We start from the raw sequence: 12,186 nt of genomic DNA, 5'->3' as shown, positions 1-12,186 counted from the left end.
TGACTATACCTATCTATTGATAGCGAATCAAGTAGCTAAGGCTACTATCATGAATATTAAAATAAGGGAAAAGTGTTGAGATTATTAGGTTGTTTTATGGCTACCATATAAGGTTGGTAGCCATTTTTAATAATTTATTCTTTAGCTATTGGTTCATTTACAATTTTTGTTTCTTGCTTTCCTTGAATAGCTTTAATTTTTTGTTCATATTTTGTTACAGCATCTTTGCTAGATAATAAACTATAAGTTAAAGTAAATTCAGTGCTTTGTCCTGGTTTAAGCTGACGTACACGTTTTTGCTCACGTTCGATAGTCACTGGATAAGCAAAACTGGTACCTGGCTCTAAGCCTGTAACATAACCTTGCTTGAGGGTATCGGTATTTTTCCATAATGATAGTACGGGTAGCTGTTTAGTATTAAAACTAATACCAGCTGCTTTATCACCTGCTTTATTGGTCACCATAACTTGTGTTTCGCCATTCTCCTCAGAAAAAGGATAAACATTAAATACCATTTCATCAAAATCTTTAGTTGGACCTAGATAAGTTTGCCATGTATCAAGGCCACCTTTTGCATAATCGTTAAATGGAGATATTTCTTTAACTGGTGCAACAAATTTAGCACCATCTTCAAGAATAGGTGTACCAAAATTACTATGGTAGATAATTTGATAATCACGGATATAATCACTCTTATTGGTGAGAACGTCGTGGACCGTAAATTCTCTACTTCCTGGCACATAGATCAGCGATGCCCAAGTTTCTAAATTGCTTTTTTTGAAAGTATTTTCTTTAATTAACCCTTTAACTGTAATGGTGTACGGTGCTTTGTCCGATACATCAACAATTAATTTAGAAACAGGTGTATTTTGCGCACGACCATGAAGCGTATACATGATGCCACTATCTTGCACAGCATGACCTGTCCATTCAAAACCACAACGAACCATCATTTCGTTAAAGCCATCTAGCCAACCAAGCCCTGCCCGACTTTCTAAGTTAATATATTTAGGATGAACGACTTCATCTACTGGTGAATCCCATCCCATGCGAACACCATCACCAACAACAGACAAAATACCTAATCCACGAGTTGGAATTAATTTAATAGTGAAATTATCACTAGAAATTGTTAGTAGTTCAGTTCCGTCTTGTTTACCACCTTTAAGGATCGTATTTTGAATAGCGAATTTTGAACCTTTTATTCCTAAATCTTGACTCGAAACTGACCAATTACCTTTGGCAATACCTTTTTCGTTATCAGTTAATACAAATTCTTTAGCATTGGCATTATAACTAACTAAACTAATCACAACAGCTAGTGAAATAATTTTGATTTTCATGGTGATTCCTCATAGTTAACAAAATAATACTGAATCGTGTCAGTTAATATGACATAAAATAAAAAGAATCAACAAAAAGAAAATCGCAAAAATGAGAGTTTATTCACACTTTTCCAAAAGCATATTGCATATGTACAAGCAATTTGTTGAAAGAAATAAGTGTGAAATTTTAAGAGGATCAGTTTTTAGGCCTTATTTGCCCTGCTTTCCAGTGTTTTCGGCATACTGAGTGGTATTCGCTATCACCTAGATGAATAGAATTTCCGAATTTAACAATTTTACCGTCTTGTCCTTCCAATAAAATCATAGTTGCTTTTTTGCCACACCAGCATACAGTTTTGAGCTCTCTAAAATTGTCGGCTATTTCAAGTAGTGTTTTAGAACCTTCAAACAGGTGTCCCATATAATCGGTTTTGATACCAAAAAACATGATTGGTACGCCATATTCGTCACATACATCAGATAACTTCCAAATAGTATTACGCGATAAAAACTGGCTTTCATCGATTAGTATACAGGCATAATTGCTTTGTTTGATATGCTCAATAATTTCATCAACCGTTGTGTCATCAAGCTGTAACGCTTTTTTGCGTAATCCTAAGCGAGAAACAATTTCAACTGCCGAGTCACGAGTATCGACTGATGATTTAAGTAATAAAGTCTGCATATTATTACTTAAATAATTATGGTCAATTTGTAAAAGCTCTGTGGATTTTCCGGCATTCATTACGCCATATATATAATAGATTTTAGACAAAATTAAATTCTCAAAATTAGATTAAATCAATAAAAGTGGTTAAATAAAATGATAATTTGGATAATAAAAAAGGTAAGTTAAATAACCTACCTCTTTAATAGTTTATTGAATAATTATTTTGCTTTACCTTGGTTGGCAACAGCAGCTTGTTTTGCAGCGATTTCGTCAGCATTGCCTAGGTAGTAGTGTTTGATAACTTTCATATTGTCATCAAATTCATACACTAATGGCACACCAGTTGGGATGTTTAGTTCGATAATATCATCATCGCTGATGTTGTCTAAATGTTTTACCAATGCACGAAGTGAATTACCATGAGCAGCAATGATAACACGTTCACCTTTAGCTACACGTGGAGCAATTGTTGATTCCCAGTAAGGTAGTACACGTTTAATAGTTAATGCTAGGCTTTCGGTTAATGGTAATTCTGATTCAGGTAGTTTGCTATAACGTGAATCGTGACCAGGAAAACGTTCATCTGATTTTTCAAGTGCAGGAGGTGTAATTGCAAAGCCACGACGCCATAATTTTACTTGTTCATCACCATATTTTGCTGCTGTTTCAGCTTTATTCAAACCTTGTAATGCACCATAATGACGTTCGTTTAGCTTCCAGCTTTTTTCAACAGGTAACCATGCTTGATCTACTTCGTCTAAAACGTGCCATAATGTGTGAATTGCACGTTTTAATACTGAAGTGTAAGCATAATCAAATGCGAAACCTTCTTGTTTTAGTAATTTACCTGCTTCAGCCGCTTCTTTGTTACCTTTATCAGATAAATCAACATCAGTCCAACCACAAAAACGGTTTTCTTGGTTCCAAACACTTTCTCCATGTCGAATTAGCACTAATTTTTTAACTGCCATGAATATAACTCCTTTGTTACGTAGATTAAATTTTTGGTATATTCTGTCATAGACATGCTAGGTTATTACCGTGCATGCCCATTTATTTTGAGCCAACCAGACTGACTCAAAACGTTTATTATTTGGGTAAGTATTTTAACGGGTCAACTGATTGCGCTTTGTAACGAATTTCAAAGTGTAATCTAACTGACGAAGTGCCAGTTGCACCCATTGTGGCTATTTGCTCACCTGCGCGAACGGCTTGTTGTTCTTTTACTAATATAGATTGGTTATGCGCATATGCTGTTAAATAGTCATCATTATGTTTAATAATGATTAAATTACCATAACCTGGTAACGCATTACCAGAATAAACAACGCGTCCATCAGCCGCAGCCAAAACCTTATCGCCAATTGAACCCGAAATATCAATACCTTTACTTGCCTTTGAGAATTTCTCAATAATCTTGCCTCGTGCAGGCCATCGCCATGAAATATTGACTGCTTTTGAATTTATAGTTGGACTTCTAGTAGAATCATCTAGCGGTTCAGTGATTGTTTCAGTTGTTTCAGTTGTTGTTGGACGTTTATTTTTATCTATTGTGGTAATTGAAGTCGTTGTTGTTTTGGTTATTGTTGGTTTAGTTTTAGCTTGTCCAATCACTACAGATGAATTATTGTTGTTTGATTTATTTGTTGTTGTATTATTGGTTGTGGTTTTTTGTGTTACCACAACAGTTCCGCCACTAACGTCTAATACTTGCCCAACATTAACGGCAAATGGTTCTTTGATATTATTTTTAGCTGCTAGTGAACGGTAATCATTACCAGTTACCCATGCAATATAGAATAAAGTATCGCCTCGTTTAACAGTGTAAGTATCGCCTTGATATCCGCCTTTTGGAATGTCGTCGTAATTACGATTATAGACAATACGCTCATTACTAATCACCGTGCTAGTATTGTTAGCGGTGTTGGAATTTGAAACCGTCGCCTGCCTTGATGATGGAAGGTTATGATTAGTAGGAGTAGAAACTGTTCTACCGCCTGTTGATATATTGGCAGGTGGTTTGGTATAGACAGAAGAAGTTGATGATCCACCTGCGCCAGAAATATCTTCAATTTCGGCCTGCTCAGTTTGCGTACAAGCAACAATCAACAAACTTAAGCAACTTAATGTAAGTATTTTTTTCAAAGCAACACCTTTCATTCGTAAATTTTGTTTTTGACTATTTTGTGTTCAATAGCATTTATACATCTTATTTTATCAGCACATTTTAGCGTTTTTATAGTAAAAACGCTATTATATTGATTAGTTATTAGTTAAATCAATAAATTCATCTAGAATTTCACGATGAAAACCTTAAATTTGTTATTTGATTATTCTTGCGATCTATAACCACTAAAATTCAAACTGAGCTAATATAATTTCTTTATTATCCAAAGGTATAATCCCAATCAGCTTATGCTTAATTTTGTTATAAGCAAGCTATTTTTCTACTTTTGATTAACTAATTATTCAGGCTTTGTCGGATTTATTTTGAATGTAACGAGTATATACAATAAAATAGGTTTTCGTACAGTACCTTTGCCGTATTTCTAAAAAAATTTAATGTGATTTAAAATAATGACTTTATATATTGTTGCCACCCCCATCGGAAACTTAGATGATATTACACTCAGAGCCATCAATACACTGAAAAGTGTCGATCTTATTGCGGCTGAAGATACTCGCCATAGTGGTTTACTTTTACAACATCTTGGAATAAAAGCAAAATTGTTTGCTTTACATGATCATAATGAACAAGAAAAGTCCAGTATTTTGATTGAAAAACTTAAATCTGGCTTATCAATTGCTTTGATTTCTGATGCTGGCACTCCGTTAATTAATGATCCCGGGTATCATTTAGTTAAGGCTTGTCGCGAAAATAACATAAAAGTAGTTCCCGTTCCTGGTGCTTGTGCTGCGATTGCTGCTTTATGTGCATCAGGGTTGCCGTCAGATAAGTTTATTTATGAAGGTTTTTTACCAGCTAAAACTAAAGCTCGCCAAGATTGTCTTGTAAAATTGTTAGACGAACCACGAACAATGATTTTTTATGAATCAACACATCGTTTATTAGACACGCTTAACGATATGCAAACTATTTGGGGACCAAATAAGCAGATCATTTTAGCTAAGGAACTAACCAAAACATGGGAGACCATTGTCAGTTTTAAGGTTAATGAGCTGATTAATTGGCTAAACGAGGATACTTCTCGTCAAAAAGGTGAATTTGTATTGATTGTTCAAGGTCATATCAAATGCGATGATGATATCGATCCTCAGGTAATTAGTACCCTTAAACTATTGCAAAAAGAATTACCGCTAAAAAAGGCAGCAGCCATTACTGCTGAAATATATGGACTTAGAAAAAATCAACTTTATCAAATTGGTTTAGATTCCGAACAATAATTGGGTCGTTAAGTTACATTACTTGGCATGGCTTATAAAACGGTTTTTAGAAAGCGTTGACTGGATAATAAACTAAATGATTATTAGTAATTTGCTTAATTATCGGATGATTTATTGATAAGAAGATTAGCACAAATAGCGCAATTTAGTATATAATCGCCCCTTATTTTTAAGATATTTTAAAACAAAAAAGGTAACAAACAGTATGGGATTTAAATGTGGGATTGTCGGATTACCGAATGTAGGTAAGTCAACACTTTTTAACGCACTAACTAAAGCTGGCATTGAAGCGGCTAATTTTCCGTTTTGTACTATCGAGCCAAATACTGGGGTTGTACCAATGCCCGATCCCCGTTTAGATGAGTTAGCTAAAATTGTTAAACCACAACGCACATTACCTACTACCATGGAATTTGTTGATATTGCTGGGCTTGTTAAAGGCGCATCAAAAGGCGAAGGTTTAGGAAATCAATTTTTAGCTAATATTCGTGAAACAGAAGCTATCGGTCATGTAGTGCGTTGCTTTGAAAACGAGAACATTGTCCACGTTGCGGGTAAAATCGATCCTGCTGAAGATATCGAAATTATCAATACCGAGCTAGCATTAGCCGATCTTGAAGCGTGTGAACGAGCAATAACTCGCCAACAAAAACGCGCTAAAGGTGGTGATAAAGACGCCAAATTTGAAGTGGAAATCCTTGAAAAGTGTTTACCTCATCTTGAGCAAGGCAAAAAGCTACTCTTATTAGATCTTAGCAAAGAAGAACTTGAAGCCATCAAATACCTTAGTTTTTTAACATTAAAACCAACAATGTATATCGCTAATGTGAATGAAGATGGTTTTGAAAATAACCCTTATTTAGATAAAGTAAAAGCAATAGCAGAACAAGAAAAAGCTGTTGTCGTACCTGTTTGTGCTGCAATTGAAGCAGAACTTGCTGAACTTGATGATGCCGATCGTGATGAGTTTATGCAAGATTTAGGTTTAACCGAACCAGGCTTAAATCGTGTAATTCGTGCTGGCTATAGCTTACTTAATCTGCAAACTTATTTTACCGCAGGTGTAAAAGAAGTTCGTGCTTGGACAATTTCAGTTGGTGATACCGCACCTCAAGCAGCAGGAAAAATTCATACTGATTTTGAAAAAGGCTTTATTCGTGCGCAAACCATTGCTTTTGATGATTTTATTAAATACGGTGGTGAACAAGGAGCTAAAGAGGCAGGCAAAATGCGTGCTGAAGGTAAAGATTATATCGTGCAAGATGGCGATATTATGAACTTCTTATTTAATGTATAGTTGATTATTTTACGTCGCCTTTTGGCGACGTTGTTATATTGATATCCATAATAACTAATTAATATTGATATAAAATTTGTTTTTTACTTAAACGTAGTGTTACCTGAAACTTTTTGTCAACTGAACCAATAATAGATTGGTAAATATAAGGACAGCCCACTTTTATGTTACTCACTTTTCAACAAGCCAAGCAACAACTACTTCAAAGCGCATCAACCATAAAATCGCTGCATAGTGAAAAAGTTACGTTATTTGATGCATTAGAAAGGATTACCGCTGAACCTGTAATTTCCCCTATTAATGTACCTAGTTTTGATAATTCAGCTATGGATGGTTATGCGGTTCGGTTAGCAGATTTTAAACAATCAAAATTGTTGCCACTGGCTGGTGCTATTTTTGCAGGTGATGATATAAACAATCTTCATTGGCCACAAGGCACTTGTTTACGCATTATGACAGGAGCTCCAGTGCCAAATGATGCCGATGCGGTTGTTATGCAGGAGCAGACCGAAAAATCTGATCTAGGGATTACCTTTTTAAGTAACGTAAAAGCTGGCGATAATATTCGTCGTATAGGTGAAGATGTTAAAAAAGGTGCGATCACAGTCAAAAAAGGGACTAAATTAACGATACCAACACTATCGACACTTGCAACATTAGGCATTAGTGATCTTGTTGTCTTTAAAAAATTAAAGGTAGCCATCTTATCAACGGGTGATGAATTAACCCCCATTGGTCAGCCATTATCTGGCAATGGCGCTATTTATGACAGCAACCGCTTCACACTAAAATTATTATTAACCAAACTTAACTGTGAGGTTATTGATCTCGGTATTATTGCTGATGATCTTACCGAAATCAAAAAAGCGTTAATAACTGCATCAAGTCAAGCTGACTTGGTGATAACAAGTGGAGGCGTATCCGTCGGTGACGCTGATTATACCAAAACTGCACTTGAAACATTAGGACTAATCAATTTTTGGAAGATTGCAATGAAACCAGGCAAGCCTTTTGCCTTTGGCAAAATTGGCAATGCACTATTTTGTGGTTTACCTGGTAATCCCGTTTCGACCTTGGTGACATTTTACCAATTAGTGCAACCTTTGATTTTGACGCTTTCAGGGCTTGAATATTCATCCATGGATTTTAGCTTTAAAGTTAAAACAGCAACAAATCTTAAAAAGACTGTCGGTAGGTTAGACTTTCAACGTGGTATGCTGCAAATCAATGCACAGGGCGAATTAGAAGTAAGTATAACTGGAGCGCAAGGTTCGCATATTACTCAGTCATTTAATCAAGCAAACTGTTTTATTGTGCTTGAACAAGAACGAGGCAATGTAGCTAAAGGTGAACTTGTTACTGTTGAGCTATTCAATGCGCTATTAAAGTAGCCTAGGTTCAGGTTAATGCACTATTTAATATCAAAATAGTGCAACCAATATAGCCCCTGCCGCAATCATAGCGACACCAACGCCAGCTAACAACGAGATCTTTTCACCAAATAAAACAGCAGCAAACACAACAGCAAAAACTACGCTTAATTTGTCAATTGGCGCAACTTGCGACACCTTGCCTTCTTTGATCGCCATAAAGTAAAATAGCCAAGATAGCGCACCTGCAATACCGCTTAGCGCAATAATAAGTAATGCCTTTTTATCATTAAAAAAGGTGTTGATAAGATTTAATTTACCCTGAACAACCACCACACCAACTAAAAAAATAGCCATTACAATGGCACGAATTGCAGTAGCGGTGTTAGCATCAAGATGTTGTAAACCAATTTTCCCTAAAATAGCAACACTGGCCGCAGTAATGGCAGAAAGTAATGCGTAAATCAGCCATGCACTCATATTAATATTTATCTACTTTGAATAAATATTGTTGATTATTCGAATTATTGCTACATTGTTGAGATTTATTCATTACACCACGACAATCTTCTAAAACACCGTGCGCTTTTGACCAATGATAAGTTTTGCCTTCGTCGTTTTTTCCTCCACATCCAACTAATGCTAGGCTAAACATTAAACAAGATAGCCCAATAACTGCTACTTTCATTTCTTTCTCCTTTTGGCAAATACATTAAATAATTATAGGTATTACATTTGTTTCTATTGAAGTTATTTTAATTCATAATTAATACGTTTAATAGCTAAATTACCACCTATTTTTAATAGATGAAAAGCGCGCTCGGCTTTGTGTTCAATTAATAATTGAGGTGGTTCATCTAATGGTTCATCAGCTAATTCAAATGCCCCCCAATGAATGGCTATTGCACAATAACAATTGAGTTCGTCATATAACTGCACAGCTTGTTTAGGATCGATATGCTGTGATTGCATATACCAACGTGGTGCATAAGCACCAATTGGAATTAATGCCAAGTCTATTGAAGGAAAACGCTTAGCGATCTCTTTTAATTCAGCAGAGTAGCATGTATCACCCATAAAATAGACCATCTTTGATTGATCTTGATTATCAATATTAGATTGAATCACCCAACCACACCATAATGCTTTGTTTACATCAAATAACCCACGATTGCTCCAGTGTATAGCCGATGTTGCGGAAAAAGTAAGCCCATCAACAGTTACACTATCCCACCAATCTAATTCAGTAATCTGTTTTGCTCCCAATTTTAATAATGCTTTTTTTAAACCAAGAGGAGCCATTATTGCAATATTAGGAAAACGCGCAATTAATTTCCGAATGCTATGATAATCAAGATGATCATAATGGTTATGTGAAATTACAATAAAATCAATCTGCGGTAGTTGTTCTATTTCTAAAGCTGGAGGTGTGCGACGTTTCGGTCCGATCAATTGTAATGGCGAAGCTCGTTTAGAAAAGATAGGATCTGTCAAAATCATTTTACCGCCCAAACGAATCAATGTTGTTGAGTGACCAATCCACCAAACTCTATCATCGGGCAAGTCAAGATTTATTTTCTCAAACCACGTCTGATTAAAGTTGTGATAACCCTCTTTAGGAGGTAAAACTTTACGTTCAAAACGCCAACGCAAAAACTCACTTATTTTTATTTTAAAAGATTCGTCGTGCCTAAACCCTTTAGCTGTATGATGTTTTTTGTTAGTAATTAAATCTTGCTTTTTATTATCTATCATTGTTACAGTATCTTTACCACTAGTTAGTTTATTTATTTGCCGTACGTTCAATTATTACAGCAACATTTCGAGCATTAGCTATTGCATTCGGTTTGGATACTTTAACTTTAAGCCAATTAACCGAAAATTGTTGAATAATACGCTCAGCAATACGCTCAGCAACACATTCAATCAATTCAAAATTCGAACATTCAACCAATTGTGTTATAGTTTGACTAACCACAAAATAATCTAAGCAAAGTGATACGTTATCACTTTCTCCAGCAGGTTTATTATCCCACGCCATTTCAAGATCAATAATTAATTTTTGTTTGATGGTCTTTTCCCACTCATATACGCCGATGGTGGTTAAAACAGTTAATCCTTCGATTAATACCCTATCTTTGCTATATGTATTCATACCTGATTCCAAAACATAAGTTACATTAAATAGAGATTACCGAATCTTGTTAAATTACGCTATAATTTATTGCAAATAATATAAGATATACAAAATTATGACTCGAATTTTTCAACCATTTACCATTGAGCCAAATAGTCTTGTTACCCTAGATGATAATGCATTTAACCATCTTATTCGCGTGTTACGCATGAAAGTAGGTGAAAATATTATTTTATTTGATGGTTCAAACCATATTACTCCTGCAGTTATACATGAAATCAATAAAAAAACAGTTACAGTAAAAACCTCTTTGCCCATTTTAGATAATCGTGAATCACCATTAGATATTCACTTAGGGCAAGTGATTTCACGCGGTGAAAAAATGGAGTTTACAATTCAAAAATCAGTCGAATTAGGCGTAGCGAGTATCACCCCACTCCTTTCTGAACGTTGTGGCGTCAAACTTCATGAAGAAAGGCTCGAAAAGAAAATTCAGCAATGGCAAAAAATTGTTATTTCTGCTTGTGAACAATGCGGTCGAAACGTGATTCCAGTTATTCATCCAGTAATGAAGTTAGAAAGTTGGTGTGCTAGTTTGACCGAAGGCTTAAAACTCAATCTACATCCCAAAGCTGAATATGGTATTAAACAGTTAACTAATACGCATAAACAAATTTACTTACTAATTGGACCTGAAGGTGGTTTATCTGATAATGAAATTAGCATGACACATAACTATCATTTTTCTGACATTTTACTCGGTCCTAGAGTGTTGCGAACAGAAACTGCAGCATTAACGGCTCTCACCGCCTTACAAGTACATTTAGGCGATCTAGGATAAATATATCTTATACAAATGATAAGTAATGATTGCTTTGCAACTGAACTTGTAACGAGTATGATAACAACAAATATTAAATTTTAATTTGGGTATTATGATTAAAAACCTGTTAAAAAGTTTCAGGAATACCCATGTTTCAGTATAAAACAATTTTATAAAGACAAAATAGGTAAGGAGTCATCATGATAAAGCTGGGCATTGTAATGGATCCAATTAGTCACATCAAAATAAAAAAAGATACCAGTTTTGCCATGTTACTTGAGGCGCAAAAAAGGGGTTATGAACTTTTTTATATTGAAATGAATGACCTTTTTCTAGATAATGGCGAAGCTTATGCCACAACTCGCGCTTTAACAGTTTATAACGATAAAGATCATTGGTTTGAGTTTGGGCAAGAACAGACCATTGCACTTAGTGACCTTGATACGATTTTAATGCGTAAAGATCCACCTTTTGATACTGAATATATCTATGCTACATACATTCTAGAGCGTGCCGAAGCTAACGGTGTGTTAGTCGTAAATAAACCACAAAGTCTACGCGATTGTAACGAAAAGCTTTTTACCGCTTGGTTTGCCAAGTTTACACCAAAAACCTTGGTTACACGTCAAACACAGCATATCAAAGCTTTTCACGAACAACACCATGATATCATTTTAAAACCACTTGATGGCATGGGGGGATCATCCATTTTTCGAATCAAACAAGACGATCCCAATGTTTCAGTGATTATTGAAACGTTAACCGAACATAACACACGTTATTGTATGGCTCAAAACTTTATTCCTGCGATTAAAGACGGTGATAAACGTGTATTAGTGGTTGATGGTGAACCTGTACCTTATTGTTTAGCACGAATCCCTCAAAAAGGTGAAACTCGTGGCAACCTTGCTGCTGGAGGACATGGCGAGGTTAGAGCCTTAAGCGAAAGCGATTGGCACATAGCTAAAAGCATCGCCCCAGTTTTAAAAGAAAAAGGCCTACTATTTGTAGGACTTGACATCATTGGTGATAAGTTAACCGAAATTAACGTTACCAGCCCAACCTGTGTTCGTGAAATTGAAGCAGCTAACCCAGGCCTTTCAATTACCGGTATGTTAATGGACGCAATAGAACATCGATTAAATAAAAAGAGTTAAAC

13 protein-coding genes are annotated in these 12,186 nt (G+C 35.4%); 5 read left to right on the top strand and 8 right to left on the bottom strand.

All coding sequences use genetic code 11. The features are described 5' to 3' along the window. Positions 1-134: 134 nt before the first annotated feature. From GYW75_RS01055 to nlpD, 4 genes are all read right to left on the bottom strand, one after another. Positions 135-1,343, bottom strand: a complete 1,209-nt coding sequence (locus tag GYW75_RS01055; RefSeq protein WP_065590496.1) for an aldose 1-epimerase family protein — start codon at positions 1,341-1,343, stop codon at positions 135-137. Between the two features lie 178 nt (positions 1,344-1,521). Continuing rightward, positions 1,522-2,100 (bottom strand): thymidine kinase, encoded by a 579-nt coding sequence (locus GYW75_RS01050; protein ID WP_034910926.1) that lies wholly within the window; start codon positions 2,098-2,100, stop codon positions 1,522-1,524. Positions 2,101-2,213: 113 nt separating this feature from the next. Beyond that, a complete protein-coding gene (gpmA, locus tag GYW75_RS01045) occupies positions 2,214-2,966 on the bottom strand; it encodes a 2,3-diphosphoglycerate-dependent phosphoglycerate mutase (protein ID WP_065590495.1) in 753 nt (250 codons plus the stop codon). Between the two features lie 118 nt (positions 2,967-3,084). Then, the gene (gene nlpD, locus GYW75_RS01040; protein WP_065590494.1) at positions 3,085-4,155 is read right to left on the bottom strand and encodes a murein hydrolase activator NlpD; all 1,071 of its coding nucleotides are present in this window, start codon (positions 4,153-4,155) and stop codon (positions 3,085-3,087) included. 417 nt (positions 4,156-4,572) lie between these two features. Here nlpD and rsmI point away from each other — a divergent pair, with 417 nt between their 5' ends. From rsmI to moeA, 3 genes are all read left to right on the top strand, one after another. Continuing rightward, positions 4,573-5,400: a 16S rRNA (cytidine(1402)-2'-O)-methyltransferase gene (rsmI, locus tag GYW75_RS01035; RefSeq protein ID WP_174798124.1), complete on the top strand. Its 828-nt coding sequence runs from the start codon at positions 4,573-4,575 to the stop codon at positions 5,398-5,400. A gap of 205 nt (positions 5,401-5,605) precedes the next feature. Continuing rightward, the gene (gene ychF / locus GYW75_RS01030) at positions 5,606-6,697 is read left to right on the top strand and encodes a redox-regulated ATPase YchF (protein WP_034910937.1); all 1,092 of its coding nucleotides are present in this window, start codon (positions 5,606-5,608) and stop codon (positions 6,695-6,697) included. A 164-nt stretch (positions 6,698-6,861) separates the two neighbouring features. Continuing rightward, positions 6,862-8,088, top strand: a complete 1,227-nt coding sequence (moeA, locus tag GYW75_RS01025; protein WP_174798123.1) for a molybdopterin molybdotransferase MoeA — start codon at positions 6,862-6,864, stop codon at positions 8,086-8,088. A 30-nt stretch (positions 8,089-8,118) separates the two neighbouring features. On the opposite strand, the gene GYW75_RS01020 is transcribed toward moeA, so the two are convergent. The 4 genes from GYW75_RS01020 to folB all read right to left on the bottom strand — a co-directional run bounded on the left by GYW75_RS01020 (position 8,119) and on the right by folB (position 10,222). After that, a complete protein-coding gene (locus GYW75_RS01020; RefSeq protein ID WP_174798122.1) occupies positions 8,119-8,547 on the bottom strand; it encodes an EamA family transporter in 429 nt (142 codons plus the stop codon). A 1-nt stretch (position 8,548) separates the two neighbouring features. Then, on the bottom strand, positions 8,549-8,755 hold the full coding sequence (locus GYW75_RS01015) for a hypothetical protein (protein WP_065590490.1): 207 nt from the start codon (positions 8,753-8,755) through the stop codon (positions 8,549-8,551). A 62-nt stretch (positions 8,756-8,817) separates the two neighbouring features. Continuing rightward, positions 8,818-9,873, bottom strand: a complete 1,056-nt coding sequence (locus GYW75_RS01010; RefSeq protein ID WP_238786368.1) for an MBL fold metallo-hydrolase — start codon at positions 9,871-9,873, stop codon at positions 8,818-8,820. Beyond that, entirely contained in the window at positions 9,851-10,222 is a 372-nt protein-coding gene (folB, locus tag GYW75_RS01005; RefSeq protein WP_034910947.1) for a dihydroneopterin aldolase, read from the bottom strand. Before folB ends, GYW75_RS01010 begins: the two co-directional genes overlap by 23 nt. 97 nt (positions 10,223-10,319) lie before the next feature. Between folB and rsmE the strand changes: the two genes are divergently transcribed. Both rsmE and gshB read left to right on the top strand, forming a co-directional pair. Then, entirely contained in the window at positions 10,320-11,045 is a 726-nt protein-coding gene (gene rsmE / locus GYW75_RS01000) for a 16S rRNA (uracil(1498)-N(3))-methyltransferase (RefSeq protein ID WP_174798120.1), read from the top strand. Between the two features lie 182 nt (positions 11,046-11,227). Further along, a complete protein-coding gene (gene gshB, locus GYW75_RS00995) occupies positions 11,228-12,184 on the top strand; it encodes a glutathione synthase (RefSeq protein ID WP_174798119.1) in 957 nt (318 codons plus the stop codon). Positions 12,185-12,186 lie beyond the last annotated feature (2 nt).

This window comes from Gilliamella sp. ESL0232, assembly GCF_013346885.1.
In the GTDB taxonomy this organism is placed as follows: Bacteria; Pseudomonadota; Gammaproteobacteria; order Enterobacterales; family Orbaceae; genus Gilliamella; species Gilliamella bombi.
The sequence above is the reverse complement of the archived record's forward strand: the minus strand, read 5'-3'. Positions and strand labels throughout refer to the sequence as shown.